We start from the raw sequence: 26,762 nt of genomic DNA on the forward strand, positions 1-26,762 counted from the left end.
TCTTTCCCCTTCTTTCTATTTATAAGCGCCATCTTTTATCCATGACAGTTTTAGATTGAATTCTGCAATGGCTTGTTCAACAGAATACTCCTCAGAGGTTGAAAATGATTTATAGGCATGCGCAATCGTTGTAAACAGTGTACTCATGACTAACTGAAACAATAATTCCATTTCATGGTCATCTTTTACTCTAAGATGGGAACGATCAATCAAACCAATCAACTCTTTGGACGCTTTTTTATGATTTTTATGTGGTGATGAACGATGTCCTTGTGGATGCGGCACGACTTTTCTTGAAGCACGGTAATCCATGTGCATAAAAAGATGTTTGTAAAACGCAGCATTTTCACCTTCTAGAATATCTCGAATCATTTTTCCAAAGTAAAGTTCAAAACCGATAAATAGGTCTCCATTCGATTCTTTGATTAGTTGAATCATATTTTTTGTACTATCACTACGAACGGTTTCAAAATAATAAAAATAAAGATCTTCTTTATCTTCAAAATATTGATAAAAACTACCTCTAGAGATCCCCGCAAGTTTCACGATTTGTGCAATCGAAGCTTCATTCAATGGTACTCTTGAAAATTCGACCCTGGCCGCTTCTAATAGCCTTTGCTGTTTTTCTTCTGGTAGATGAAAAAAAGTCTGTGTCGGCATCGTTTATTCCTCCCCACATAAAAATGACACGTTGTCATATGACACCTTGTCATTATAACACCATCTGAATGTTTTGCAAGTCATTTACATTCTTTTTCATAATTATTAAAAAAAGAATAAATCGAGTAAAAAGATTTGTTTCTTCTATTCTATACATCTAAAATAGGATCATTATATAAAAAGGATGAACGCCATGATCAAATCAATAACCGTCCACGAACTCTATTTCGTCTATCAAAAGAAGGATGTTGTGATTCTAGATGTCCGAAAAACGAATGAGTATATAAAAAAACATCTAAGTCATTCGATATCCATCCCTATTACCAGTTTGCCAGCCCAATTAAATAATCTCGATACAAAAAAACACTACTACATTGTCGGAGCATCTAACCATTCGGCACAAGAAATCACTAGTTACCTAATAGAAAACGGATTGCAAGCAACTTATGTGATCGATAACATGAAGTTATTTGAAAGTCGTGAATTAACTAGTCCTCTTTGATCGTACTGGAAAATAACTTACTTTTTATCAGTAAAAATACTTGATAGCCTTTTCTGTTTCAAGTAAACTGGTATTGTTAGCAGTAAAGTTAACAATTACGACTAAAGGAGAGAGATTATGGCATCAGTATTAGTAATCAAAGGACATCCACTAACTGCACAAGAATCACGTTCAGTTAACGCATTAACTAGTTTTTTAACTAGCTACAAAGAAAACCATCCAAACGACGAGGTAACTGTTTTAGACCTTTATCGTGATGATATCCCAGAAATTGATGAAGAATTGCTTTCTGGATGGGAAGCGCTTCGTGCAGGTGCAGATTTCTCTAGTCTATCTGAAAACCAACAACAAAAAATTGCTCGTTTCAACGAATTGACAGAGCAATTCCTAGCAGCAGATAAAATCGTTATTGCCAATGCTTTATGGAATTTGAACATTCCTACAAAATTAAAAGCTTGGTTTGATACAGTCAATGTTGCTGGTAAAACTTTCAAGTATACTGAAAATGGTCCTGTTGGCTTAGTTACTGGTAAAAAAGCACTACACATCCAATCAAATGGCGGAATCTACAATGGACAAGATTTTGCTTCTCAATATGTAAAAGCAATCTTGAACTTTGTCGGCATCGAACAAGTCGACCAATTATTTATCGAGGGAATCGACTATACACCTGATCGTGCGGAAGAATTGATGCAGGCTGCCTTAGATAAAGCAACGGCATTTGGTAAAGACTTCTAGTCACTATTAAGTAAGTCTTTCTCTTAAAACGTTGAGAAAATAAAAAGGATTTCATGAACATTCACAATAAATGTTCATGAAATCCTTTTTTATTTGTTGCAAAGTGGCTGATCTGTGACGCTAAAATTAATTAATAACCATATCTAATACTAGAGATAGCCATCAGTTCATGTAGCTTTTCGGATTGATGCTCGTTGAGAGAGGCACCATCTTTTTTCAATGCATTAGATATATCTAAGTTCATACGGCTTAAAATGAACGGCACTGATGCTCCATCATTTTGTAATTTTTCTAGATAAGCGTGTAAAACCTCTCTAAGCGATTCATTTCCACGGTCTAACGCTAAATCAGCTATCAATTCATTAATGATTGTTTCTGCTCTTTTGCGTCGATCGTTTCCACTAGAAAACCATCTTAGATGACTCATTTACTGTTGCTCCTTCTCTTAATTTCAAGGAATATTACTATAGTCTTACGCAAACTAAACTTTGGTTGAAATCAGATGTTATTAAAAGAAAGAGTTCAAAAAACATCTATTTGTTTTTTGAACTCTTTCTTGAACCAACTAAATAGGCAATGGAGAATCCGAAGAACATACCTAAAGTAATCCACCATTTAAATGGACGATTTAATAGATAGGATAAGCCCCAGTTTAAAAGTAGTGACAAAAGAAACGCACCAAAAATCATTTTCAACTCTTTCATACGTCTCCCATTTTTATCGAACTAAACAGCTTTGGCATGCTAGCGTGTTAGTTCAAGATAAGATAGAAATCATTTTACTCTCGGCTATATTTCCTTCTTTAATTTTCAACATTACGAACATAGTCATCAAAATACTGGATCAAATCACTTTTGATCTTTTGGTATTCTTCTTTACTATACTCTTTGTCTTCGATTTTTCCTTGAAAAAACGGAATCTCTAATTCTTCGCGTAAACGGTCTAACACTTCTTCTTTATTCATGTCACTACTCCTTAATCAAAGTAAACACAGACACACTCAGGTGCATAGATGTCTTTTTGGATCAATGTCAATTCTCCAGTTGTAGCATCACGTTTATACAAGGTAAGATTATCCGTATTCTGGTTGGCACATACTACGTAATCATTTTCTGGATCTAAGGCGAAATCTCTTGGGAAATCTCCTTCAGTTGAGATCGTTTGTACGTGTTCTAAATGTGAACCTTCTTCATTCACAGCGAATACAGCAATCGAATTATGTCCCCGATTTGATGCATAGACAAAACGTCCATCATTTGAAATACGGATGGCAGCACCACCATTTTCTTCGGTGAATCCTTCAGGTAATGTGCTGATTTTTTGCACTTCTTTGAATTCGCCTGTTGTTTCATCATAGGAAAGAACACGAACTGTACTGTCTAACTCACCAAACAAATAGGCGAATTGATTATTAGGGTGGAAAACTAAATGACGTGGGCCGGTTCCTGGCTCTACTTCTAATACAGCTTTTACAGCTAATTTACCCTTTTCATCGACATCATATGTGTACACACGATCAGTTCCTAAATCACAAACTGCTAATCGTTGGTCAGGTGTTAAATCTGTGTAATGAACATGAGCATGATCTTGGTTTTTGTGTGGACCAGTCGGTTCTTGATGAAAGACTGCGTCTGTCGCCTCTAAACTGCCGTCTTCAGTGATACGATAAACATTGACTTCTCCTTTATGATAATTTGCGCCATAAACCAGTTGGCGTTGCTCATCGACTGTCACGTAACACAAAGGTGCGCCGGCTTCTGTTACCGCATTCAAAAAATTGTATGAATGATCGTATGCACCAACTCCACCTAACCCATCGACACTTGTTACTGTGTAAAGATTACCTGCATCGCTTTTTGCCACATACGTTGGGCTATTTTCTTTTGTCACTAAAGTTAGATTCTCTAAAGTGCCTTTATCTGTATCTAATTCGATTTGATAAATCCCTTCACTTTTTCGTCTTGTATATGTTCCTAGAATGATTTTTTTTATCATTTTAATCCTCCTCAAATTAAGAATTCTAATTTATTCTATCATACATCCATTCATGTCGTTAATCAAAGAGAATATGTTATACTGTTTTTGTAACCATAGAATCATTGATTTTTTAGGAGTAAAGGAGAGAAATGAGATGACTCAAGCAACGATAACAGAAATTGGCACGTCAGCAATCAATTCAGAGGAACCTATGCTGATTTTATTCGATCAGTCGGCAACATCTGCGTTGCGCGACTATACGATTATTCAAGAGTTTAGTGCAAAAGAGAATTTTTCACTTAATCAAGGTGATCAAATTTCTTTTGATCATCAAGAATATACCATCGAACATGTTGGTCCTTTGGCCAATGAAAACTTAACAACGGTTGGTCATGTGACCCTGGTTTTTGAACAACCACCAGCAGGTGACAGAATCGTCAATGGAATCTATTTGTCCCCCTATCAACTACCAGAAATCACTGTTGGCACGACCATCGATTATAAGCAGGTGAACTAATGGAAGAGGATAAAAAGAGAAAAATCAAACCTGTTTCATGGTTTTGGCGTTGGTTTTTGAATAATCAAGTAGTCACGGCTTTATTAGTCGTTCTTTTGGTCTTACTGATCGTTTTCTTATTTACGAAAGTCTCTTATCTTTTTGAGCCCATTTGGCAGTTTCTAGCGATCGTTAGTTTACCGATCATTCTATCAGGTATCTTATATTACCTGATGAATCCTGTCGTCGATTATTTTGAAAAGAAAAATATCCCAAGGCTCTATAGTATCATCGGTTTATTTATACTTGTTGTCGCTTTGATCGTATGGGGAAGTGTAGTGATCATCCCGAAAATCCAAGAACAGACCGTCAGCTTTGTCAGCAATTTCCCACAATACGTCGAGACCATCGATGATAAATTAACCGAGATTTTTCGTGATCCACTATTCAGTCAATTCAGAGAGCAACTGGAAAATACAGGCGATCAGTTTATGAGTTCTGCTGGCGATATTTTACAGAATCTATCAAAAAGCACCGTTCAAAGCTTAGGGAGTTTTGTTGGCGCTGTAGCTACGATCGTTGTTGCCGTATTGACGATGCCGTTTATTTTATTTTATCTGTTGAAAGATGGAAAACAATTAGCACCTTATTTGGTTAAGTTCTTACCCAATCGCATGAGAGTGCCTACGTTAAAAGTCTTAGGTGAGATGAACAGCCAAGTCTCTTCTTATATTCGTGGACAGTTGACTGTGGCTTTCGCAGTTGCGGTGATGTTCATGATCGGATTTGCAATCATCGGGTTAGATTATGCTGTCACTTTAGGGATCATTGCCGGTTTCTTGAACTTGATCCCTTACTTAGGCTCATTTTTAGCGATGATCCCTGCGGTATTTTTAGCCATCGTTGCAGGACCGATCATGTTGGTCAAAGTATTGATCGTTTTCGCCTTAGAACAAACCATCGAAGGCCGTTTGATCTCGCCACTTGTACTTGGTAATCAGTTGTCGATCCATCCAGTGACGATTTTACTTGTCCTATTAACATCCGGAAAATTATTTGGTGTGGTCGGTGTGATTTTAGGGATACCTGTCTATGCCGCAGCGAAAGTATTGATTTCTCATATTTTTGAATGGTACACTACGATTTCTTCCCTTTATGAAGAAAAGCAACAAGAATAAATTAAAAGCCGAGATGATCGAGAATAGGAACCCTATTTTCAGTCGCCTCGGCTTTTTGATTATTTCATCAATAAGTTAGTCATTTTTTGGATCGCTGCGGAAATATCATCTGTCGCTTGGTCTTGTTTTGCTTCTGACGCATCAAATTGTTCAGCATCGATGCCTTTTTCTGGTTGGACGCTTTGAGTCATTTCTTCACAACCAGCTACGTAATTTTTGTAGGCTTTTTCAAAGTTCTTATGGATACCCATTACTTTGGCTGGTGGACGCAACGTACTGATTTTCTTTAGCATATTACGATATTTTTCAGTACCTTGGTCAAATAACTCAACCGTCTCAACAAGCTCGGCTTGCGTTAGTTCAGCTGTCTTCTTTTGATCGATTGCTTCTCTGATTTTTTCATATTTTGGGTGCATCGTTTCGCCGATTGCTTCTGTTTCTTTCACGATTTTATCGACTGTCTGCACGTAATAACCGAGATTCGGTAACATAGGTTTTCCTACTTTCTTCTTTTTCTTTCTCTATTTTACCTGTTTATTCTAGTAGAAAACAAGTCATTACATCAATAAAATGTTATTTTTATCGTTTATTTTTCATAAAATCCTGCATCCAAACTATATTGTTCTCCTGAAACCAGATCATATTGGATCAAGCGATACGCCTCGTATACTTCCTCTTGCGCCTGATTCAACTGAGCTTCTTTTCCCCATTGGCCATTTTGAAAATACAGTTCTCGTTCGAACGCGGGAATAGCCGACTCCATTTCAAGCAGTAATTGATAAAAACCAGTGGTTTTTTGATTCGTTTGTTCTAAAAGATTCGCTGCAAAATAAAAAGGGCTAGTGACAGCATCGTTGATTTCACGTTTCTCTAACTCACCTGCTGTATCGAACATGAGGAACTCTGTCTGATGTAAGGCTTGTTTCTCATTTTTATTTTTGATCTCGTCCGAATAGATCCCCGGTAAATGATCTCCCCAAAAAACGACTAGCGTTCTTCTTGGAGTATCTTTCAGCGCTTCAGTGAATGCTTTCAATGCTTGACTACTATAAGCAATATCTTGCAAATAATTATTGAGTGTGTCTGTTCCAGTATCATCTTCTGTTGTAGCTGAAAAATCTAATTGCGAATACTTGCCTGCATAAGGCATATGGGTCTGCATCGTGACCAAATGGACAAACTGAGGCGTTTGCTCATCTTTTAATAAGTCTAAAATTTCTTTATAGGCAGACTCATCTGAAATATATGGATTATTATCAATGGTATCAGTGTAAGTCATATTTCCCTCGCTGATAAACGAATCAAACCCTAGCGTCTGATAGACATCTTCACGTTTATACATCGATGTATTATAAGGATGGATCGCCGTTGTTCGGTAGTTTTGTGCATTGAGCGTGGAAACAAGCGATGGTAATTGATCCAGCTTGGGAACGAGCATCGTATATGGTGTGGTCATTTGACCATTGAATAGCGCCATGGATAGACCCGTTAAGGCTTCAAACTCAATATTTGCTGTTCCACCACCATAATTTTGCGAAAGCATTCGGCCACTATAGGTTTGATTTGCCACTTCACGATAGTCAGCTAAGGGATCACCGGTCACCGTGACACCATTTAGATGACTTGGATCAGAAAAGCTTTCACTCATCACATAAATGATATTTGGCTGCTCATCATGTGCCGTTTGATTTTTTTCGTCTGCGATTGCTTGATATTTTTCAGTGATTTCATTGATTTTTTCTTTTGAATAACCTTCTGGTCGTTCCATCGGTTCAACTTTTAGATTGTACAAAAAGCCACCAATGAATCCTGTATTATAATAATTCATTTTTTGACTATAAGGAATCCACAAAGCCGTTTGATTATAAGCTTTACGCAACAAATTATTGGGATTATTGAAGTTACTGAAATAACCCATCATTGCAACGGTCATGACTAAAGTCAAGACACGATAGATTTGGAATGTTCGATCTTTTTTGAAACTACGGACAATTGCCCAGACCACTCCACCAAAGGCAAGGATCGCTACTAGCATCAACCCAATAAAAATCGGTGTTCCAGTCATGTCTTTGAGTAAATTGAACTCTGTGATCATCTTTAAGTCATCTGGATAGATTGGTTCTTGACGATAGCTCATTTTCAAGTAATTCGCAAAACCTAATATACCGATACTTACGAGATAAAAAAGCAGACCAAATAAGTAAGAACCCGCGAAAGCGACCATAAATAAAAAGACAGTAAGTAATACGAAACAAGCAAGTAAAAATTTTTCTGTGTGCCATGAAAAAGCAAATTTCAAGGCTAAATCAACTGAAAGATTATTCTGGCACCATTGTAAATACAAATTACTTATAAGTATCACTAAAACTGTTACTATCCCCAGAGTAGTGATTCGTAGAATTTTTTGTTGTTTGGTTGAAAGCTTATCTAAATGTTTGTTCAAGAGAGCGCTCCTTCACTTTTTCTAAATTACTTTAACGCCTATTTTATTCTAGTCGCTTCATAAATGAAAGTAAAGTTCAAAAAACAAGTGGTCTGAACGACCAATTTTATAAAAAAATAAATAGAAAACAAAAGGAATGAAACTGTGTCTTAGTCTCTCCAGCTCACAAAGAATAAGCGGTAATAGCCACAATTTTAAACAACAAATTGTGGCTATTACCGCTTATTTCTTGAAGGGCTTTATGTCACTGTGATTGAAATGATGCTCAAATATTAGCCGAATACGCAACTGGTTCACCAAAAACTGGGAACCCTTTTGTGTCCCACGAAAATACTTGTGCGTTGGCATGACGATTGGGATTATTCAGTGGATCGATTCCTTCATTTTTTTCTGGTCGTGCATGGTAAACTAATACATCTTCTTTGCCATCTTCTGAGAGAGTAAAGGAGTTATGTCCCGGTCCAAACTGCTTATTTTTCTCCGAAGAGACAAAGACAGGTTCAGGGTTCTTATGCCAAGAATAACCGTCAAGTAGATCCGCTGACTCTTCAGCCCACAGCAAACCCATCGCATAATTTTCATCAGTGGCACTCCCTGAGTAAGTGATGAATATTTTCCCGTTACGAATCAGTACGGCTGGTCCTTCATTGACTGCAAATCCTTGCTTTTCCCAAGAAAATTCTGGGATGGCTAATAATAGTTGTTTCCCGGTCAGTGTCCAAGGATTTGCCATTTCTGATAAATAGAGATTGGAGTTTCCCGGAATACGCGGGTCTAATTGCGCCCAAACATAATACAACTTTCCTTGATGTGTAAAAGTCGTGCCGTCTAAACTAAATGTATCTGTAGCAGTGATGATTTGCCCTTTTTCTTCCCAATCAGTATTCATTGGGTCAATGGACGTGTTTTCAAGAACGAACATTCGGTGGTGATGATCCCGATCACGAATCTCTGCATGATCACTGGCTGCAAAATAGATATACCACTTTCCTTGGATATAATGGATTTCTGGGGCCCAGATCAATTGACTCATGGGTCCAGTTTTAGGTGCATGCCAAACCAGTAACGTTTCCGCATGCTTCAATCCATCGATCGTTTTCGCACGTCTTACTTCGATGGACTGATAACCAGGTAGAGAACCCGTAAAATAATAGTAGCCGTCCGTATGTTTGTAGATCCAAGGATCGGCTCGTTCAAGGACGATTGGATTAGCATAAGTTGTTTTTTTCATAAAGGTTCCTCACATTTTTTTAGTCTGATGACATTCCAAGAATATGCTTCAAGCACCATATGGATCGTGTTCTTTTCATTTACATTGATTACTTGTTCTATCGGCTGGATCGTATTCGGTGCGTCTTTCGTATTTTTATCAAGTAAATGATCACTTTTTACTACTAGTTGGACTGCTTTAGTCTCCAACTCAAAATCATGCGTTGTCGTAATAGAGACTTTCTCTTCTGTACGATTCACTAGAAACAGTACGATTTCTTGCTCGTTTTCGACAACTACGCTATCAATGATCGGCACTTCTTTTCCAGTATCACAGTCATAAGTGGGACAAAACGTTTGTTGGTCTAATACAGTGCCTTTCGCATATTTTGCCAGATGTTGCATCACATAATAGGTTGGATTTACCCATGCGATCCCATTTTTCTCTGTTAGGATAAGCGGGATGGTATTGACTAAAAGCGATTGACAAGCAATTTTGACACGATCTGCATGCCGTAAAATCGCAAGACCCAATGTGCCGAACAACAATGTATCTTCCATAGTGAACTGGCACCAATCGATTGGTGACCCCTCTTGGAATTTTTGATAGGTTTGTTCTGGTTGGCTATGAACATTCCATTCATCAAAAGCTAAGTACATCGTCTTGTCACTGCGTAGATAGCCTTTCACATAGTCACACGTCGCAATGATTTCTTCGATTTGTCGATCAAACCGTTCCGCTTTAGCTAAGTAAGTTTTGGTATCTGCTCGCTCATTTTTTGGAGGTTTAGTCAAATCTTCTTCGTCATATTTATCGATGTAATTATGCAAAGCAATATAATCTACGTTTTCATATGCTTCTTCTAAAGCGATTCGGTCCCATTCAGGATAAGACGCTAAGCGTGGCGTCGAACTACCGACTAAAATCGTTTCGATCGATTCATCGACTAATTTCATCGCTTTGGCAGATTCATTGGCTAAGCGGCCATACTCATAGGCACTTTTTGCGCCAATTTGCCAAGGACCGTCTAACTCATTTCCTAAGCACCAAAGTTTCACGTTAAAAGGTTGCTCTTGTCCGTTTTGTTTCCGTAACTCACTCCAAGAGGTTCCTTGAGGAAAGTTACAATACTCTACTAGATTACGCGCATCGTCGATTCCTTTTGTGCCTAGATTCACCGTCATGATTGGCTCTGCTTCGACCATGTCTAACCATTTGAAAAATTCATGTAGCCCGAATGTATTTGGTTCGATTCCTTGCCATGCAAGATCGATTTTTTTTGGACGCTCGGTGACTGGACCAATCGTATCTTGCCAGTCATATCCTGAAGTAAAATTCCCTCCAGGATAACGGATCACCCCTAAAGACAGTTCTTTTACATAAGAAAGTACGTCCTGTCGAAAGCCATTCCTATCCGCGGTCGGATGTCCTGGTTCAAATATTCCGTTATATACGACACTTCCCATATGTTCGACAAAAGAACCGAAGAGTCGTGGACTGATAGCTCCTTTAGAAAATCCTTGACGTACCTTTAATTCAACTTTTTTCATTGCCACACTCCTTTCCTATCTATGTTTCCCACTAAATGATTGATCAACCACCAAACCCACCTGCTAATACAAAAATAATCGGCGGAAACATAAACACAAGCACAAGAAAAACTAATAATATGCCACAACATACAAGATTCTTCAAAAAGTTGGTCAACACCCACAACGTACTTTCTTGAAAAAGTTCCTTTCCGGAAAGAGCGTCATTTTGAGCAAGAGAACTACACCAAGAAAGTAAAAACATCGTAAAAACCAACATTGTTACATAACCACAAATCACTAACCAAATAGCAGATTCTTGCAAAATAAGATTCATCGCAAAATAACTGATGATGGTCACGCAACTCATCACTAATTGAAGGAAAAACTTACGCTTAAAGCCCTGCAAAAAGGAATAGCAAACATGCCCTGATTCGCCATTCTTCCATTTATTCAGCGCAGTAAAAACACCTGTTGTGGCTGGTACTACTGTGACTAAAGGCAAAGAAACGACGACCCATAAAATCCCTAATAAGATATGATCGGAAATCTGGATCAATTGACCATACCATTTTGTTTCGACTAATTTCATCTTCTCACTCTTTCATGCCAGACATTGCAGTTCCTTGTACAAAGTATTTTTGAGCAAAAATATAAATGATCAACAATGGCAACATCGAAATAACTGTTCCTGCCATCACCGGTCCATAAAATGAAATATTTTGTCCAGTGAATAAAGCTAATCCTGCAGGTAACGTCCGCATTTTCGAACTTGTTGTCAAAATCAGTGGATACAATAAATCATTCCAACTGTTCATCAACGTAAAGATTGCTAGTGATAGAAGTGTTGGTTTGCTCAAAGGCAACATGATCTTCAAGAAAATCTTGAACTCACCTAACCCGTCAATACGTGCGGCTTCTTCCAATGAATCTGGTAAAGTCACAAAAAACGACCGCATCATAAATATCCCAAAAGCAGTAGTCATCCGAGGAATGATCAATCCGGCATACGTATCTAACATACCTAAAAAGTTTGCTTGGATGAACAGTGGGATCATGAAGACTTGAAATGGGATCATCATCGTTAACAAAACAAAGTAAAACAATACTGATTTCCCTTTGAAGCGCATCCGAGCAAAAGCATATCCTGCAAGAGAATCAAAGAAAACAGAAGTGATCACTGTCCCACCTGCAAAGATTACTGTGTTTTTGATGTAATCTAACAACGGAATAGTCGTCCAAACCTTGATATAATTCTCAAAGGTATATTCATCTGCAAAAATTCTCGGGGGAAAAGAAATAATGTCTTTTTCATATTTGAACGAGGAAATGATCAACCATAGAAAAGGAAAAGCGATAATCAATAATACGAGTAACATTCCTACGACACGTAACCATTTCTTTCCATCAAACTTTTTCCGACGATTCGTTGAAACTGCTGTATAACTTTCCGAAAGCATATTATTACTCCCCCTATTTCATTTGTTTTTCTTTTCTTGTCATATATAAATTAGTCGAAATTGCCAGCACAGCTACGATAACAAACAATACTGAAGATAATGCAGAAGCATAGCCTAACTCATATGGAGCGGTGAAGCCGCGACTATAAATGTATTGGACAGCTGTTTCCGTTTTGAATTGTGGTCCGCCGTTCGTTGCCACATATACTTGGTCAAATACTTGCATGGAACCAATCAGATTGGTCAAGATACAAAAACCAAGAGATGGGACGATCTGCGGTAACGTGATATTAAAGAATTGTTGACGATTGGTTGCTCCATCCATCTGCGCTGATTCGTAAAGAGAAGGGGAGATTCCTTGGATAGCAGTGATCAGGATCGTCATCGTGACACCGAAATTTTTCCAAACCGTCATCAGCGCAACTGTTGGCATTGCTAATGTTGGATCACGGAAAAATTGTGGAATCGGCAAACCTACTTGTGAGAAAAGGTAAGGGATAGCCCCAACGTTTGGGTCAAGCAACATTGAAAAGATGATTGCAATGGATGTTAAGGAACAAATAACAGGGATATAAAAAGTTGAGCGACAAAAGCGATTGAAACGAGTATTCTTTGACAAGATCACCGCAGCTAATAAACCAACGATAATCTGTGTTGGTGTTTCAAGTAAGGTAAAATACAACGTATGGAAAAGTGAGTTGACCGCACGTTCATCCCCAAAGATCCGTAAAAAGTTATCCATGCCTACGAACTCTCTTGAAGTAAAAAAGATGTTCAAATCAGTAAAACTGATCGCAAATGTACCAATTAGTGGCACCACTGTGAATAACAGTAGAATCAAAAAGGATGGCACTAAAAACAAATAAGCTGCTCGATCCGGTCGGTTCCAGTATCTGGTGAATGCTTTCATTTCGTCTATTTCCCCTCTTTCTTATTCGATGGATTCCTTGATGAACAGTTCAAGCGATGAAAAACCAGACCAAGAAAGGAAAGAAGTTTTTCTCGAAAAAGGAAAGCGAAAGCGATAAAGATGTTTTTAAATTTATGAGACCTTCGCCTTCTCTTCTACGAGATTACTTCTGTTTCCTTTGTTATTTTGATTTCATTGTGAACTGCTACTCGATTATTCCTTCAGTAGATCATTGATCTGATCATCTGCATCATTCATGAGTTGCTCTGGATCTTCACCAGCTAACAATTTTTCGATCAATGGATTGATGATGTCATTATTGATTGCTGCGATTTTCGTGAATCCTGGTAGATAAGGTTCAGCATATTCCATTTGTTTTGATAGTTCCGATACGATAGGATCATTCTTCACTTCTTCATCTTCTGCAACTGATGATAAATAGGCAGGAAAGCCATTTTCAATACTCCATTTTTTACCGATTTCACTTGTGTTCCAGTATTTTAGGAATTCATAGATTGCCTCTTTTTTGTCACTATCTGTACTTGCTGGGATTGCATAACCAACACCATCTAAAATCGCTGTTTTTTCACCGTTCGCACTTGCTTGCGGTAATGTCGTTACACCATAATCGATTTCGTTTGCTTTCAAGCCGTTATTCAACCACGGTCCGTTGATGATGATCGATAATTGTCCAGCGTTCATCAAGTTATCCATCTCTGCTCCTGAGATCGATTCTGGTCCTGCTTTATCGACATGGATCATTTTTTGGATGGCTGTTAGTGTTTCAAGATTTTCTGGTGAAGCGAACTCAGATTTTGTATAGTCATCGCTGACAAGTTTTCCTCCATTTGCCTTCATCCAGTTATAAAGTGGCGCAGTACCGTCTTTATTGAAGACAAAACCTGAGACATTTTTACTACTATCGGTCAGTTGCGGAGCCATCTCTGTTAATTCTGTCCAAGTAGTTGGTGGTGTTGTTTCAGCCAAGCCAGCTTGTTTGAATAATTCTTTGTTCCAATACATATACATCCCTTGTACTTGCATCGGAATAAAGTATTGCTGATCATCCACCATTCCTAGATCTACCGCAGTATCTTTGAAATCTCCTTTATCCACACCATCATATTCCCAGAAATCATCTACAGGCTGCACAGCCCCATTCTCCACATATTGAGCAAAATCAGCATAGTTCAGTGCAACAAAATCTGGCGCTTTTCTCGAAGAAATTGCCGTTGGTAATTTTTCATTCAAATTAGCCCATGTCATCACATCCATCTCAATCGTGATGTTTTTGTCATTATTCTTATTAAAATCGTTGACGATCTCCTGTAAGATTTCCCCGTCAGAAGCTGTAAACCCATTCCAAAAAGAGAGTGTGACTTCTCCGTCATTTTTACTTTGAGAAGAAGCACCACCGCCACAAGCACCTAATATTCCAGTCGCAGCTAACAACAATGAACCAATAATCAATTTTTTTCCTCGCATCTCTATCTCCTCCTTATTTGTTCGGGGTCAAGCTTGTACGGATCACATTCCAAGATAACGGTTTCAATTTGCAATTCAACTGATTTTCTTTCTGTTCGTAGGCTTTGGAAGACACAGGTTTGATTTGCTCATTTCCTGCTCGATTGACCGCTTTGATTTCATAGCCGGACATCTCTGAAAACTCGATGATTTCCTCAATCTTTAAGTCAGAAAATTGTAGATCTAAACTCATCTCTTCTTCTCCACGATTCACTGCAAAAATCACCAACTCATTTTTTTCTTCATTGAGCACCGCAATGCTTTCTAAATATGGGACTGTATCAAATTCACTCGTTGCATACGTATCGACAGTGATTTCAGGTCGTAAAGCAATACCTTGTCCTAAAGTCGCGACTTGCATAAATGGATAATAGATTGTTTGACGCCATGCTTCACCGTCTTCTTCTGTCATGATCGGAGCAATCACGTTGACTAGCTGCGCCAGACAAGCAATTTTTACTCGATCAGAATGTTTTAACAAAGTGATCAACAAACAGCCCAATACTAAAGCATCCTCAAAATTATAGTGATCTTCTAATAAAGGTGGGGCAACTTGCCATGGCTTGACTGTCTGATCATGTTCTGTCGAATGATACCAAATATTCCATTCATCAAAAGATAGATTGATTTGTTTCTTGCTGTGTTTTTTCGCCTTGATTGCATCACACATCGCAACAACACCAGCGATGAACTGATCCATATCGACTGAACGAGCTAAATAATTTTTCAAATCATTTGTTTGATTGCCATAATACTGATGCAATGAAAGATAATCGATTTGTTCATAGGCTTGATCCAATACAGTCAATTCCCACTCGCCGAATGTCAGCATTTGGCTATTCGAACTTCCACATAGAACTACTTCGATCGAATCATCGACAAGTTTCATTGCTTTCGCCGTTTCTTCTGCCAGCCGTCCGTACTCTTCTGCCGTTTTATGACCGATTTGCCAAGGACCATCCATTTCATTGCCTAAACACCACGTCTTGATTGCAAAAGGTTCGGTTTGTCCATTTGCTATTCTTTGCTCACTCCAATAAGTACCACTAGGATAATTGCAATATTCGACTAAATTCCTTGCAGCATCTAAGCCACGTGTTCCAAGATTGACCGCCATATTGATCTCAGCGCCCGCTTCTTGACACCACGCAGCAAATTCATGTACACCCACTTGATTTGTTTCTAAAGATCGCCAAGCAAGGTCTAATCTTTTCGGCCGCTCCGCTATAGGCCCCACGCTATCTTCCCAATTGAACCCAGAAACAAAATTTCCACCCGGGTAACGGATCAATGGTACCGATAATTCTTTGACTAGCTCCATAACGTCTTGGCGAAATCCCTTATCATTTGCAGTCGGATGATCCGGTTGATAGATCCCTCCATACACTGCACGTCCCATATGTTCAATAAACGAGCCATACAAACGACGATCGATTTCCCCTATCTTTTGCACACGACTAACTGACATTACAGCTTCCATAAGTCCCCTCCTTTAATTTATACATGAATCATATCTTTCTTTGAAAGCGTTGTCAATAATAATATTATTAAATATATAAAAAATTTTACATTATAATTAACATAAACATTAATTATGTATATTATTTTTATGGCATTAACCTATAAATTAATATTTATGTTAATATATAGTTAAATAAAAACCTAAATAAGAGGTGAAAAATCATGCAACTCCAAATCAATGAAGAATCATTACCTGTTTATGAAGCTTTAGCTAGTAAAACAAGGATAAAAATCATCCAGTTACTTTCAAAAAACAAAATGAATATCAAAGAGCTTGCTCAAGCACTCGGTATCAGTAGTGCGATTACAACAATGCATGTAAAAAAACTTGAAGAAGCAAATATCATCAAATCAGAAAAAATAGGTCAAAAAAAAATTTCCAGCTTACGTGTCGATAAAATCAACATCACGTTTCCAGAAAAAATCTTCAATGCCTTTGATACGAAAGAAACATCGATTCCTATCGGTCATTATACCCGCTATTCGATCGAGCCGACATGCGGTCTAGCAACGATCCATGATTTTATCGGCAAAGTCGATGAACCACGTTACTTTGCTGATCCAAGACGAATGGATGCTCGGATTCTGTGGTTTACAAGTGGATTTGTGGAATATCAAACACCAAACTTCCTAAACGAAGAAGATACTTTAGAAATGTTGGAATTGTCCGTTGAACTGTCTTCCGAGTTTCCTTTTTCGAACGACAATTGGCCATCGGATATCACTTTCAGCCTAAACGGTGTAGAATTAGGTAACTGGACAAGCCCTGGAGATTTCGCAGATATTCGCGGAAAACATACCCCAGACTGGTATCCAGATAATCTGAACCAATACGGACTATTGAAAACAATCCGTATCACTAAACATTTGACCAATATCAACGGCGAACCATTATCTGAAATCACGATCAATGATATCCCAAGAAACGAAGACGTCTGGACCTTCCGGATCGAAGTCAAAGAAGACGCCAAAAACGTCGGTGGCTGCACCCTATTCGGCAAAGGCTTCGGTAACTACGACCAAGATATCAAGATGAAGGTGTATTATAGTTAAGGTTGTGAGAAAAGTGTTCAACACTGAATAATATTATCAATGAAAAGGAGTAATTTTATGGCTATCTATTCAAATAGTGTTATGACAAATTCACCTTTATTATTTATTTCCGGCCAGAAACCTCAAAAAGAGGCTTACATTCCCGATGGTATCGATGAGCAAATACAAATCGTTGTTGAAAAAATAAATTCCATCATTATGGATAACGAAGCGAGTACCCAAAATATTGTTAAAATGAACGTTTATTTAACTGATACTTCCTTTTTAGAATCCCTTAGGACAACACTTATAAAACTGTATGGAGAAAATAAACCGGCAATGACAGTAGTAATAGTAGCCGGATTGATTGATTCAAGATTCAAAGTAGAAATAGATGCTATTGTTGCTATCAAATGATTTTCTTAAGGAACATCGATTTGTTTCAGACTGTCAAAGAGTGCCAATCAAGTATACACGATCCTATTTTGTTTCTTTCAAAACTGACTCTTCCAGTGTGGCCAACTTGTTTTTCAAACCTTCTTTTCTATGAGAATGAAGCAAAGCAATAAAAATCTTCACCTTAAAAATACACTGGAGAGCAAAAAATGTATACAAACAAAAATAAACCGTGAATCCCTTGATCAACAAAGGATTCACGGTTTATTTGATTGTTTTTTCACTTTATTTATTTCCAAAAATCATCAAAAATCGAAATTGGCAAATGACGTTTATGCTGTGTTTTATTCCACCACTGTTCAATCTTTTGTTGCGCATCCACTGGAATTTCTTTTCCTTCCAAATAGTCGTCGATTTCATCATATGTGACGCCTAATGCGACTTCATCCGCAACCATTGGCTTACCGTCTTCTAGGTCAGCTGTTGGGATTTTTGTGTATAAATGTTCTGGTGCGTTCAAGACTTTCAATAGTGCTTTGCCTTGGCGTTTATTCAAACGGAACAACGGCAAGATATCAGCTCCACCATCACCATATTTTGTAAAAAAACCAGTAATGTTTTCAGCCGCATGGTCGGTACCGATCACAGCTCCAGCACGTTGTCCAGCAACTGCATATTGTGTGATCATGCGTTGACGTGCTTTGATGTTCCCTTTATTGAAATCACTGATTTCTACACCAGCTTCGCTCAATGCTTGTGTTTGTGCATCAACAGCTGGTTTGATATTGACACGTAATTGCACATCTGGTTGGATAAAGTCCAACGCAGCTTTGGCGTCCTCTTCATCTGCCTGTTCTCCATATGGCAAACGCACAGCGATAAATTGGTAACTGTCATCTTTCGTTTCTTCTCGCATTTCTTTCATTGCCAATTGTGCTAAGCGTCCAGCTAAAGTGGAATCTTGTCCTCCACTGATCCCTAATACTAACGTTTTTAGAAAGGGATTTTTCTTCAGATATTCTTTCATAAAATCGATACTGACACGAATTTCATTTTGAGGATCGATGACCGATTTCACGCCTAATTCTTCGATGATTGCTTGTTGTAAATGATTCATCTTCCATTCCTCCTATAGTTCACTCGTTAATTGTGTGACGTTTTTTTTCATGCGTTCCATGATTGCCATCTTATGATTCCAGCAATCTGTTGATAGATCCACAGGATATTTTTGTGGATTCAAATCACGTTTGTATTCTTCCCAAAGAGAATCTAAGTTTCCTCTAGTATACTCTTTGATTTCTTCTAATGTCGGTAAATCATAGACTCTCGTTCCTTCAACAAAAATATCTTGTAAAATTGGCCGAGCTGTAAAATCACGAACGGTTTTATTGATAAAGGTATGGGTCGGGTGGAACATGAAGATTTCTTCTTCTTGTCGAGGATCTTCGTTCCATAGTGTCACATAATCGCCTTCTGATTTTCCATCAAAGTTACGAGTGATACGCCATACTTGTTTTTTACCTGGTGTAGTAACTTTTTCTGCATTGCTAGACAATTTGATCGTATCGATCATTTCACCTTGTTCATTTTCGATGGATACCAGTTTGAAGACTGCACCTAAAGCCGGTTGGTCATAGGCGGTGATCAACTTTGTCCCAACGCCCCAAACATCGATTTTTGCTTTTTGCATTTTTAAGTTTAAAATCGTCGCTTCATCTAAATCATTTGAAGCATAGATTTTCGCTTCTGTAAAACCAGCGGAATCTAATTGTTCTCTGACCCGTTTCGAAATATATGCCATATCGCCACTATCGATACGTACGCCTTGGAAATTGATCTCGTTGCCAAGTTCTTTTGCCACACGGATCGCACTAGGAACACCCGATTTCAAGGTATCGTAAGTATCCACTAGAAAAACACAATCTTTATGTGTCTTTGCATACGCCATAAATGCTTCATAATCATTCCCATAACTTTGAACAAGTGAATGAGCGTGGGTACCGCTTGCTGGAATCCCGAAAATTTTCCCTGCACGAACATTACTCGTTGCATCTGCTCCACCAATGTAAGCAGCACGAGTACCCCAAACCGCAGCATCCAATTCTTGCGCACGGCGTGTACCAAACTCCAATAATGGATCGTCACCGATCACTGATTTGATACGAGCCGCTTTCGTCGCGATCAACGTTTGAAAGTTCACCATATTCAATAAGGCTGTTTCTACTAATTGACAATGGGCTAATGGGCCTTCCACTTGGATCAATGGCTCATTCGCAAAAACAAGTTCTCCTTCACGAGCGGAACGGACAGTCGCTTTGAATTTGAATTCACGTAAATATGTCAAAAAGCCTTCCGGATAAACAGCCATCTCGCGAAGATACGCAATATCTGTATCAGTAAATGTCAAATTTTCTAAATAATCCACTAGTCGTTCTAACCCTGCAAAAACAGCATAACCATGATTGAATGGCATCTCGCGGAAGTAACATTCAAAAACTGCATGTTTATCTGCTCTATCTAGTTCCCAGTAAGTCTGCATCATGTTGATCTGATAAAGATCCGTATGTAGCGTCAAACTGTCATCTGAATAAGTTGTCGTCATCTTTTTTATTGCTCCTCTTAGCCAATTTTCATTTCTTATCCATTATAACAAAAAAATACCCTAGTAAAAGAAATCTTGTTTTATTTTGTACAAAGTAAAGAAATAAGATAAGAGGTGGTGAAAGAAGCGATCAGCATTGAGTAATAAGACAAGAAAATCAAAAACGGCTTTCTTATTTTGGATTTTCTTAGCTTATTATTGAAGTGTTGCTTCTTGAACACCGTTTATCTAGGTTGTAAAAGAAGCGTTTTGTCCTGAGCAGTAAGATGGAAAATCAGAAAATAGCACCTCATATTTTTTGATTTTTCAGCTTAATGTTGAAGGTCAGCTTTTTGAACACCGTTTATCTAAGTTATAAAAAAACGCCTAAATCCAAAGATCAAACTATCTTGGAATTTAGGCGCTTCACTTCCTAACGCTTGTTCAATTTAGGATCATCCATAACTTTCTTGCTGTATTGATCGAGTTATGCAATCGTTGCAAGGGTTTGTTCTACAATGACGATATCCTTATTCGGGCGTTTGAACTGAACACCCGCTTCTTCTAATTCTTGCTTGACACCTACATGGATATTGACCGCTGATCGTTCTGTTTTCAACACTTTTTTGATTGCATAATCAATTTCCTGTTTAGTGATTTTCTTTTTTGTATTGATCATCACTAATTGGACTTGATTATAAGTATCGATCAACAAAATCTGTGTACGATCTAAAGAAAATAGTTTATAAAATCGAATAGCAGAATTTCTAAAAAAGAAATCAACGATTTTTGGATAAAAAGTTTTGATATTCAAGTTGCTCGTAATCGGGGTTTCAATCAGTTTCATACTTTTCCTCTTTTCTTAATTTTTTTACTCAACAAAATAAATCGCTTTCATAAAGACGATGAAAAACAATTTGATTTCCCTCTCTTCGATTAATAGTATAACATATAATCAATTAGATAAAAAAGATGATTTTTCACTTGACCTTCTCGTTACGTCAAGGAGTATGCTAGTTTTGTCAGGAGGAAAAACAATGGAGTACACAATTAAGAAAATGGCACAGCTCTCAGGTGTAAGTAGCCGTACACTACGTTTTTATGATGAAATTGATTTACTCAAACCCAAACGGATCAATTCAGCTGGTTATCGTATCTATGGTTCTCAAGAAATCGATCGTCTACAACAAATTTTATTTTATCGATCTTTAGATTTTCCACTGAATCAAATTCGCGAATTATTAGATGATCCTACCTTTGATCATCAACATGCACTCATCGAACATCAGAGAAAACTACTAGAGAAACGAGCAGAAATCGATATTCTCCTGGCAACCGTCCAACAAACATTAGCACAATTCAAAGGAGGAAAAAAAATGACTGACCAAGAAAAATTTGAAGGATTTAAAAAACAAAAAATAACTGAAAATGAAGCAAACTATGGCACAGAGGTCCGTGAAAAATACGGAAAAGAAACGATTGATAAAGCGAACGAACAATGGCAAAACCTTTCCCAAGAAAAATATCAAGAAATGCAAGATGTTGAGCAACAATTACTAACGAATTTAACGTCTTATCTGTCTGACCAATCAAATCAGGCACTTGCAAAAGAAATTTTTGATGCACATAAAAAATGGCTATTATTTAGTTGGCCCACGTATCAAGCAGAAGCCCACAAAGGATTAGGTATGCTGTATATCTCAGATGAACGTTTTACTGAATACTATGATTCTCGTAGTGGCAAAGGTGCCGCTAAAGCATTGAACGAAATCATTCAAGAAAATGCATAAAAAAGTCTATGACAAAAAAATCAATCTTTATATACACTTTAAATTCGAATAAACGGCTGTAGCAGAAGTAACCTCTTCAAAATAAGACAGAATCCCTCAAAATTCGAGAAACAAATTTCATGGATTCTGTCTTATTTCTTGAAGCTATACACTTCTAGCCCGATTTCTTTTACGTACGTTGAATAAACGTATACGGAATTTTTACCTGTTCGATTGTGTCATTCAAAAACAAACGAAAAGCGGTCTCGCCACATTGTTTCAAGTGATGGTCGATCGTCGAAAAATCTAACAGTTCACTGATCAGCATATTTTCTCTACCGACGATTGGGATTTTTTCGTCTCTATAAATTTGAAGAATGCCGGCTGCTACCGTATCTGAATTCGTGAAAATACCATCAATTCCTCGTTCCTTAAAAAATTCCCCAGCCAATTTCCCATGTTTGGTATCAATACACTGCCAGTAGACATCAGCTTCATTAAATTCAGGAAAAATCTCTTTACACAACGTCAATGTGATTTTCGAATTGTAACTCAATCGACCAGTTCTCCCTAAAGTTACACCCAAACGTTTGACTCCTTGATCTTTTAAAAAGAATAAACCATCAGTAATCGATTGTTTGCGATCAATGTAGACACTCGTTACCTCTAAACCTTCGATTTTCTCACAAAAGACCATAGGGCCATAGCGTTGATATTTAAGCAATAACTCTAAGGGGTTCGCTCTTGAGGTAATGATCAATCCGTCAAAAGCTTTCGCTGCAAACTCTTCCAAATATTGTTGTTCCCGTTTGATTTGATAGTTCGTTGGTAACAACGTCACTTTGTATCCTTCACTAAAAGCAACTTCAATAATTCCACTGAGTAACTGATCAAAGTATGGGTGATTGGTATAAGGTAAAATGACACCAATATTTTTTGTTTTTCCAGAACTTAATTGTCTGGCATTCGCATTCGGCACATAATTCAATTCTTTGATCACTTTCAAGATCTCTGCTCGTTTCGTTTCATCGACATAAGGATGTTGATTGATGACACGGGAGACCGTCGAAACAGAGTATCCTGTTCGTTTGGCTATATCTCGGATGTTTGCCATGACTACTGTTCGCCACCTATACAAAAAGATTTTCTTGTAGATAGTCTACCACAGCAGGTCCACATTCGAAAAATTGATACAATGTTCCTTGGTCATAGAAACTGATTCGTTGACCACCCCAATAATCATCCTTGGTCAAACCAGAAATATCTGCTAAATTGATTTTTTTGATCACCGATCGATTAAGGCCTTGAAAACTAGACAACACGAGCATGGAATCTTTAAACTCAACAAATGCGTAAAAACATTGATTCTTGGTGCCTTGCGTTGCTTTGATATAGGTATTCATAAGAAGCCCTCCTTTATTTATGCTTTGAGTATACGGTATGAAACGCGTCTCATAGCAAGGAGTTTGCTTCTTTTATTCTTCTGGTTCACCTAGATTAGGATCTAAACGGTTTGCAGCCAAGATAAATGGTGCCCAAATCAAAGCAGCAACTAAGAGATTGACGATCGTCAAGACAATGGCACGCCAATCACCTGCGGTTGCTAAGAAGCCACTGATAATCGTCGGCATGACCCAAATCACATTTACCACCACTGGGCGAACAAGGCCAGCCATTGTCGCAAAGTAAGCGATGGTTGCCGTTACAAGTGGTGCGACGATGAATGGAATCATCAACAATGGATTCAATACGACTGGTAGACCAAACATCACTGGTTCATTGATATTGAACAAACCTGGAGCAATCCCTAGCTTGCCGACTGTTTTATAATCCGCACGTTTTGATAAAAATAAAATCATGACGATCAATACCAGCGTTACGCCGGCACCACCAGGCCATACGAATGCTTCAAAGGAACCTGCTACCCATTTGAAGGGATTGGTTCATTATTTTGAAAAGCATTGGTATTTTCGACCATCGCTGTACCATAAAGTGTCTGTAATACTGGCGACATGATGTTTGTTCCATGTAATCCAAAGAACCAAAGCACATGAACAAGTAACACGATAATAAATACTGCACCATATCCTTGCGATAAATTCATCAAAGGTTTTTGAATTGCTTCAGAAATCCAGTCAATCAATGGTACCCCTGCTGTTTGTCGGAAGATATAATTGATCGTTCCCACAACATATAAAGAAACAACTGCAGGAATGATTGCGGCAAAAGCACGTGCAACTGCTGGTGGTACTGATTCTGGCATTCTGATAATAATTTTTTTACGCATCAATAATGCAAAAATGATAACAGAAATAAAACCAAAGATCATCGCTGTAAAAAGACCAGAACCGCCCATGTATTTCCCAAAGTTGAAATAACCCCATGCGCCCATAGATAAGGTCTGTCCGCCATCAGCACCATCAGCAAGCACACCACCGGCTGTAGTGATCATGTTCATCGCATCTTGTGACAATTTTTCTGGCAACGTCAGAACAGCTGTGGCAGCATCAGGTAATCCAATAATAAATGCAACTAAAGATACAATACTTCCTGATACAGGATCCACTTCATATGCCTTTGCCAAATTTGCCCCTAGTGACAATGCGAATACGACTGCCATAATCGCTAGCGTCCCATTCCAAATCAAGCCATTGACACCAATTACTGGTGTAAAGAAAGTCGTAATGGCATTCCCTTCACCTAGATACGTGTTAGGAAAATCACGCATAAACGCATTCAATAGCACAGCTATTGCCCCAGCCATTGTTGCCGGCATGGTTCCAATAAACGCATCACGTAAAGCAACCAGATGCTTTTCTGAACCAATCTTCGTGGCAACTGGCAAAATATATCTCTCCATCCATTCCATCAATTTATTCATTTTCATCCTCCTACAATTCGATCTTCCATCACTATGAATGCGCATACATTATAATGATATCACAAATATAGCATACCTTTGTGAACTTCGCTAGCGAAAGAGTAAAAGAAATGTTAAAGGAAATAAATTTTCTAACATAGATGAAATCGATGAAAGAATCATACAACAATTTGATGATTCGCTTGTCAATTTAGTGATTTGCCCCATTTTTATTTACAATATGAATGTAAAATCTCATTACGACACACTCGATTTTACCCTATTTATGCTTTTTTTCTAAGAAGACAAAAAAAGAAGAACCTTGATTGAACAAGGTTCTTCTGGAGTTATTACATCATGCCGCCCATCATTGATGGATCCATAGCTGGTGCAGCAGGTGCTGCTGGTTCTGGTTTATCTGCCACAACTGCTTCAGTTGTTAATAGTAATGCAGATACAGATGCTGCATTTTGTAATGCCGAACGAGTTACTTTTGTTGGGTCAACGATTCCGGCTTCCACCATGTTTACCCATTCACCAGTTGCTGCATTGAATCCTGTTCCTAAATCAACATTTTTCAATTTATCAACAATAACTGATCCTTCATAACCAGCATTTTCAGCAATTTGGCGAATTGGTTCTTCTAATGCACGAGTAACGATCTTGATACCTGTTGCTACGTCACCTTCTGCTTCGATCATCGCTACTTTATTGATCACGTTCACTAATGCTGTACCACCACCAGAGACCATGCCTTCTTCAACAGCAGCACGAGTAGCGTTCAACGCATCTTCAATACGTAGTTTCAATTCTTTTAATTCTGTTTCAGTTGCTGCTCCGACTTTTACGACTGCTACTCCGCCGGCAAGTTTCGCTAAGCGTTCTTGTAATTTTTCACGGTCAAAGTCTGAAGTTGTTTCAGCGATTTGGTTTTTGATCAATTGAACACGTGCATCAATAGCTGTTTTATCGCCTGAACCTTCAACGATTGTTGTATTGTCTTTATCCACAACTACTTTTGAAGCATTTCCTAAGTTTTCGATTGTTGCATCTTTCAATTCTAATCCTAGGTCATCTGTAATCACTGTACCACCAGTCAAGACAGCAATATCTTCTAACATTGCTTTACGACGGTCGCCGAAACCTGGTGCTTTTACAGCAACAACATTGAATGTACCACGAATTTTATTCAATACCAATGTTGGTAATGCTTCGCCATCCACGTCATCAGCAATGATCAATAAAGGACGTGATTGTTGTAAGATTTGTTCTAATAAAGGTAAGATATCTTGGATATTTGAAATTTTCTTGTCAGTGATCAACAAGTATGGATTTTCCAAAACAGCTTCCATTTTGTCGTTGTCTGTTACCATATATTGTGACAAGTAACCACGGTCAAATTGCATACCTTCTACGACATCTAATTCTGTTTCGATTCCTTTAGATTCTTCAATTGTGATGACACCGTCATTGCCGACTTTTTCCATTGCATCCGCAATCAAACGGCCCACTTGTTCTGAACCAGAAGAAACAGCCGCAACTTGTGCAATAGCCTCTTTTGAGTCAACAACAGTTGAGATGTTGTGTAATTCTTCCACTGCTGTTTTAGTGGCTAATTCGATCCCACGACGAATACCTAGTGGGTTAGCACCAGCTGTGACGTTTTTCAAACCTTCACGGACAATTGCTTGAGTCAATACAGTCGCTGTCGTTGTACCGTCTCCAGCAATATCATTTGTTTTAGATGCAACTTCTGAAACTAATTTTGCACCCATGTTTTCAAAATGATCTTCTAATTCGATTTCTTTTGCAATCGTCACACCGTCATTTGTGATCAACGGAGAACCATATGATTTTTCTAAAACAACATTACGGCCTTTTGGTCCTAATGTCACTTTTACTGTATCTGCTAATTTATCTACACCACGTAACATTGCTGCACGTGCATCTTCTGCAAATTTCAATTCTTTTGCCAT

The 26,762-nt window shown here is 38.1% G+C and carries 26 protein-coding genes and 1 pseudogene; 7 read left to right on the forward strand and 20 right to left on the reverse strand.

Features of this window, described 5'->3' with window-relative positions:
- Window positions 1-15 precede the first annotated feature (15 nt).
- Entirely contained in the window at window positions 16-660 is a 645-nt protein-coding gene (locus CYK55_RS11150) for a TetR/AcrR family transcriptional regulator (RefSeq protein ID WP_126134334.1), read from the reverse strand.
- Window positions 661-853: 193 nt separating this feature from the next.
- Between CYK55_RS11150 and CYK55_RS11155 the strand changes: the two genes are divergently transcribed.
- Both CYK55_RS11155 and CYK55_RS11160 read left to right on the forward strand, forming a co-directional pair.
- Window positions 854-1,162, forward strand: coding sequence for a rhodanese-like domain-containing protein (locus CYK55_RS11155; protein WP_034686951.1), 309 nt, complete (start codon window positions 854-856; stop codon window positions 1,160-1,162).
- Window positions 1,163-1,279: 117 nt separating this feature from the next.
- Entirely contained in the window at window positions 1,280-1,900 is a 621-nt protein-coding gene (locus tag CYK55_RS11160) for an NAD(P)H-dependent oxidoreductase (RefSeq protein WP_034686954.1), read from the forward strand.
- Between the two features lie 130 nt (window positions 1,901-2,030).
- Here the strand turns inward: CYK55_RS11160 and CYK55_RS11165 are convergent, their stop codons facing one another.
- From CYK55_RS11165 to CYK55_RS11170, 3 genes are all read right to left on the reverse strand, one after another.
- The gene (locus CYK55_RS11165; RefSeq protein WP_126134335.1) at window positions 2,031-2,327 is read right to left on the reverse strand and encodes a bacteriocin immunity protein; all 297 of its coding nucleotides are present in this window, start codon (window positions 2,325-2,327) and stop codon (window positions 2,031-2,033) included.
- 375 nt (window positions 2,328-2,702) lie between these two features.
- The gene (locus tag CYK55_RS13540; protein ID WP_164546249.1) at window positions 2,703-2,864 is read right to left on the reverse strand and encodes a hypothetical protein; all 162 of its coding nucleotides are present in this window, start codon (window positions 2,862-2,864) and stop codon (window positions 2,703-2,705) included.
- 11 nt (window positions 2,865-2,875) lie between these two features.
- Window positions 2,876-3,895 (reverse strand): lactonase family protein, encoded by a 1,020-nt coding sequence (locus CYK55_RS11170; protein ID WP_034686959.1) that lies wholly within the window; start codon window positions 3,893-3,895, stop codon window positions 2,876-2,878.
- A gap of 136 nt (window positions 3,896-4,031) precedes the next feature.
- Here CYK55_RS11170 and CYK55_RS11175 point away from each other — a divergent pair, with 136 nt between their 5' ends.
- Together CYK55_RS11175 and CYK55_RS11180 are read left to right on the forward strand one after the other, a co-directional pair.
- On the forward strand, window positions 4,032-4,394 hold the full coding sequence (locus CYK55_RS11175) for a PTS glucitol/sorbitol transporter subunit IIA (protein ID WP_034686961.1): 363 nt from the start codon (window positions 4,032-4,034) through the stop codon (window positions 4,392-4,394).
- The gene (locus tag CYK55_RS11180) at window positions 4,394-5,551 is read left to right on the forward strand and encodes an AI-2E family transporter (RefSeq protein ID WP_126134336.1); all 1,158 of its coding nucleotides are present in this window, start codon (window positions 4,394-4,396) and stop codon (window positions 5,549-5,551) included. The genes CYK55_RS11175 and CYK55_RS11180 overlap by 1 nt, the downstream gene beginning before the upstream one ends.
- Window positions 5,552-5,610: 59 nt before the next feature.
- Here the strand turns inward: CYK55_RS11180 and CYK55_RS11185 are convergent, their stop codons facing one another.
- The 9 genes from CYK55_RS11185 to CYK55_RS11225 all read right to left on the reverse strand — a co-directional run bounded on the left by CYK55_RS11185 (window position 5,611) and on the right by CYK55_RS11225 (window position 16,107).
- Window positions 5,611-6,042 carry a hypothetical protein gene (locus CYK55_RS11185; protein ID WP_034686965.1) on the reverse strand — a complete coding sequence of 144 codons (432 nt, stop codon included), beginning with the start codon at window positions 6,040-6,042 and terminating at the stop codon, window positions 5,611-5,613.
- A 95-nt stretch (window positions 6,043-6,137) separates the two neighbouring features.
- Complete coding sequence (locus CYK55_RS11190; protein WP_126134337.1) at window positions 6,138-7,994, reverse strand: LTA synthase family protein; 1,857 nt, start codon at window positions 7,992-7,994, stop codon at window positions 6,138-6,140.
- 265 nt (window positions 7,995-8,259) lie between these two features.
- On the reverse strand, window positions 8,260-9,225 hold the full coding sequence (locus CYK55_RS11195; RefSeq protein ID WP_126134338.1) for a glycoside hydrolase family 43 protein: 966 nt from the start codon (window positions 9,223-9,225) through the stop codon (window positions 8,260-8,262).
- The gene (locus CYK55_RS11200) at window positions 9,222-10,754 is read right to left on the reverse strand and encodes an alpha-N-arabinofuranosidase (protein ID WP_034686972.1); all 1,533 of its coding nucleotides are present in this window, start codon (window positions 10,752-10,754) and stop codon (window positions 9,222-9,224) included. Before CYK55_RS11200 ends, CYK55_RS11195 begins: the two co-directional genes overlap by 4 nt.
- 43 nt (window positions 10,755-10,797) lie before the next feature.
- On the reverse strand, window positions 10,798-11,325 hold the full coding sequence (locus CYK55_RS11205; protein WP_164546250.1) for a DUF624 domain-containing protein: 528 nt from the start codon (window positions 11,323-11,325) through the stop codon (window positions 10,798-10,800).
- Window positions 11,326-11,329: 4 nt separating this feature from the next.
- Window positions 11,330-12,193, reverse strand: coding sequence for a carbohydrate ABC transporter permease (locus CYK55_RS11210; protein ID WP_010736672.1), 864 nt, complete (start codon window positions 12,191-12,193; stop codon window positions 11,330-11,332).
- 13 nt (window positions 12,194-12,206) lie between these two features.
- Complete coding sequence (locus CYK55_RS11215) at window positions 12,207-13,103, reverse strand: carbohydrate ABC transporter permease (RefSeq protein WP_034686976.1); 897 nt, start codon at window positions 13,101-13,103, stop codon at window positions 12,207-12,209.
- A 213-nt stretch (window positions 13,104-13,316) separates the two neighbouring features.
- The gene (locus CYK55_RS11220) at window positions 13,317-14,588 is read right to left on the reverse strand and encodes an ABC transporter substrate-binding protein (protein WP_126134339.1); all 1,272 of its coding nucleotides are present in this window, start codon (window positions 14,586-14,588) and stop codon (window positions 13,317-13,319) included.
- A 13-nt stretch (window positions 14,589-14,601) separates the two neighbouring features.
- Window positions 14,602-16,107, reverse strand: coding sequence for an alpha-N-arabinofuranosidase (locus CYK55_RS11225; protein WP_126134340.1), 1,506 nt, complete (start codon window positions 16,105-16,107; stop codon window positions 14,602-14,604).
- A 203-nt stretch (window positions 16,108-16,310) separates the two neighbouring features.
- On the opposite strand from CYK55_RS11225, the gene CYK55_RS11230 reads away from it, so the two are divergent.
- Window positions 16,311-17,201, forward strand: coding sequence for an ArsR/SmtB family transcription factor (locus CYK55_RS11230; RefSeq protein ID WP_019723205.1), 891 nt, complete (start codon window positions 16,311-16,313; stop codon window positions 17,199-17,201).
- A gap of 57 nt (window positions 17,202-17,258) precedes the next feature.
- On the forward strand, window positions 17,259-17,597 hold the full coding sequence (locus CYK55_RS11235; RefSeq protein ID WP_126134341.1) for a RidA family protein: 339 nt from the start codon (window positions 17,259-17,261) through the stop codon (window positions 17,595-17,597).
- Window positions 17,598-17,865: 268 nt separating this feature from the next.
- On the opposite strand, the gene nadE is transcribed toward CYK55_RS11235, so the two are convergent.
- From nadE to CYK55_RS11250, 3 genes are all read right to left on the reverse strand, one after another.
- On the reverse strand, window positions 17,866-18,693 hold the full coding sequence (nadE, locus tag CYK55_RS11240) for an ammonia-dependent NAD(+) synthetase (RefSeq protein WP_126134342.1): 828 nt from the start codon (window positions 18,691-18,693) through the stop codon (window positions 17,866-17,868).
- Between the two features lie 12 nt (window positions 18,694-18,705).
- Complete coding sequence (locus CYK55_RS11245) at window positions 18,706-20,178, reverse strand: nicotinate phosphoribosyltransferase (protein WP_034686988.1); 1,473 nt, start codon at window positions 20,176-20,178, stop codon at window positions 18,706-18,708.
- 466 nt (window positions 20,179-20,644) lie between these two features.
- Window positions 20,645-21,004 carry a DUF1827 family protein gene (locus tag CYK55_RS11250; protein ID WP_034686990.1) on the reverse strand — a complete coding sequence of 120 codons (360 nt, stop codon included), beginning with the start codon at window positions 21,002-21,004 and terminating at the stop codon, window positions 20,645-20,647.
- 190 nt (window positions 21,005-21,194) lie between these two features.
- Here CYK55_RS11250 and CYK55_RS11255 point away from each other — a divergent pair, with 190 nt between their 5' ends.
- Window positions 21,195-21,947, forward strand: coding sequence for a MerR family transcriptional regulator (locus tag CYK55_RS11255; RefSeq protein WP_034686992.1), 753 nt, complete (start codon window positions 21,195-21,197; stop codon window positions 21,945-21,947).
- Between the two features lie 169 nt (window positions 21,948-22,116).
- Here CYK55_RS11255 and CYK55_RS11260 read toward each other — a convergent pair whose 3' ends face one another.
- The 4 genes and pseudogenes from CYK55_RS11260 to groL all read right to left on the reverse strand — a co-directional run bounded on the left by CYK55_RS11260 (window position 22,117) and on the right by groL (window position 26,762).
- Entirely contained in the window at window positions 22,117-23,040 is a 924-nt protein-coding gene (locus CYK55_RS11260) for a LacI family DNA-binding transcriptional regulator (protein ID WP_034686994.1), read from the reverse strand.
- A gap of 16 nt (window positions 23,041-23,056) precedes the next feature.
- The gene (locus CYK55_RS11265) at window positions 23,057-23,329 is read right to left on the reverse strand and encodes a hypothetical protein (RefSeq protein WP_034686996.1); all 273 of its coding nucleotides are present in this window, start codon (window positions 23,327-23,329) and stop codon (window positions 23,057-23,059) included.
- A gap of 72 nt (window positions 23,330-23,401) precedes the next feature.
- Window positions 23,402-24,807: pseudogene (locus CYK55_RS11270) on the reverse strand (PTS sugar transporter subunit IIC).
- A 329-nt stretch (window positions 24,808-25,136) separates the two neighbouring features.
- On the reverse strand, window positions 25,137-26,762 hold the full coding sequence (groL, locus tag CYK55_RS11275) for a chaperonin GroEL (protein ID WP_010736685.1): 1,626 nt from the start codon (window positions 26,760-26,762) through the stop codon (window positions 25,137-25,139).

It is taken from the genome of Enterococcus mundtii (genome assembly GCF_003957375.1).
In the GTDB taxonomy this organism is placed as follows: domain Bacteria; phylum Bacillota; class Bacilli; order Lactobacillales; family Enterococcaceae; genus Enterococcus_B; species Enterococcus_B spodopteracolus.

What these genes read in the sequence shown, in the direction of transcription:
- CYK55_RS11150 (WP_126134334.1), bottom strand. Translation starts at nt 660, where the DNA reads ATGCCGACACAGACTTTTTTTCATCTACCAGAAGAAAAACAGCAAAGG.
- CYK55_RS11155 (WP_034686951.1), top strand. Translation starts at nt 854, where the DNA reads ATGATCAAATCAATAACCGTCCACGAACTCTATTTCGTCTATCAAAAG.
- CYK55_RS11160 (WP_034686954.1), top strand. Translation starts at nt 1,280, where the DNA reads ATGGCATCAGTATTAGTAATCAAAGGACATCCACTAACTGCACAAGAA.
- CYK55_RS11165 (WP_126134335.1), bottom strand. Translation starts at nt 2,327, where the DNA reads ATGAGTCATCTAAGATGGTTTTCTAGTGGAAACGATCGACGCAAAAGA.
- CYK55_RS13540 (WP_164546249.1), bottom strand. Translation starts at nt 2,864, where the DNA reads ATGAATAAAGAAGAAGTGTTAGACCGTTTACGCGAAGAATTAGAGATT.
- CYK55_RS11170 (WP_034686959.1), bottom strand. Translation starts at nt 3,895, where the DNA reads ATGATAAAAAAAATCATTCTAGGAACATATACAAGACGAAAAAGTGAA.
- CYK55_RS11175 (WP_034686961.1), top strand. Translation starts at nt 4,032, where the DNA reads ATGACTCAAGCAACGATAACAGAAATTGGCACGTCAGCAATCAATTCA.
- CYK55_RS11180 (WP_126134336.1), top strand. Translation starts at nt 4,394, where the DNA reads ATGGAAGAGGATAAAAAGAGAAAAATCAAACCTGTTTCATGGTTTTGG.
- CYK55_RS11185 (WP_034686965.1), bottom strand. Translation starts at nt 6,042, where the DNA reads ATGTTACCGAATCTCGGTTATTACGTGCAGACAGTCGATAAAATCGTG.
- CYK55_RS11195 (WP_126134338.1), bottom strand. Translation starts at nt 9,225, where the DNA reads ATGAAAAAAACAACTTATGCTAATCCAATCGTCCTTGAACGAGCCGAT.
- CYK55_RS11200 (WP_034686972.1), bottom strand. Translation starts at nt 10,754, where the DNA reads ATGAAAAAAGTTGAATTAAAGGTACGTCAAGGATTTTCTAAAGGAGCT.
- CYK55_RS11205 (WP_164546250.1), bottom strand. Translation starts at nt 11,325, where the DNA reads ATGAAATTAGTCGAAACAAAATGGTATGGTCAATTGATCCAGATTTCC.
- CYK55_RS11210 (WP_010736672.1), bottom strand. Translation starts at nt 12,193, where the DNA reads ATGCTTTCGGAAAGTTATACAGCAGTTTCAACGAATCGTCGGAAAAAG.
- CYK55_RS11215 (WP_034686976.1), bottom strand. Translation starts at nt 13,103, where the DNA reads ATGAAAGCATTCACCAGATACTGGAACCGACCGGATCGAGCAGCTTAT.
- CYK55_RS11220 (WP_126134339.1), bottom strand. Translation starts at nt 14,588, where the DNA reads ATGCGAGGAAAAAAATTGATTATTGGTTCATTGTTGTTAGCTGCGACT.
- CYK55_RS11225 (WP_126134340.1), bottom strand. Translation starts at nt 16,107, where the DNA reads ATGGAAGCTGTAATGTCAGTTAGTCGTGTGCAAAAGATAGGGGAAATC.
- CYK55_RS11230 (WP_019723205.1), top strand. Translation starts at nt 16,311, where the DNA reads ATGCAACTCCAAATCAATGAAGAATCATTACCTGTTTATGAAGCTTTA.
- CYK55_RS11235 (WP_126134341.1), top strand. Translation starts at nt 17,259, where the DNA reads ATGGCTATCTATTCAAATAGTGTTATGACAAATTCACCTTTATTATTT.
- nadE (WP_126134342.1), bottom strand. Translation starts at nt 18,693, where the DNA reads ATGAATCATTTACAACAAGCAATCATCGAAGAATTAGGCGTGAAATCG.
- CYK55_RS11245 (WP_034686988.1), bottom strand. Translation starts at nt 20,178, where the DNA reads ATGACGACAACTTATTCAGATGACAGTTTGACGCTACATACGGATCTT.
- CYK55_RS11250 (WP_034686990.1), bottom strand. Translation starts at nt 21,004, where the DNA reads ATGAAACTGATTGAAACCCCGATTACGAGCAACTTGAATATCAAAACT.
- CYK55_RS11255 (WP_034686992.1), top strand. Translation starts at nt 21,195, where the DNA reads ATGGAGTACACAATTAAGAAAATGGCACAGCTCTCAGGTGTAAGTAGC.
- CYK55_RS11260 (WP_034686994.1), bottom strand. Translation starts at nt 23,040, where the DNA reads ATGGCAAACATCCGAGATATAGCCAAACGAACAGGATACTCTGTTTCG.
- CYK55_RS11265 (WP_034686996.1), bottom strand. Translation starts at nt 23,329, where the DNA reads ATGAATACCTATATCAAAGCAACGCAAGGCACCAAGAATCAATGTTTT.
- groL (WP_010736685.1), bottom strand. Translation starts at nt 26,762, where the DNA reads ATGGCAAAAGAATTGAAATTTGCAGAAGATGCACGTGCAGCAATGTTA.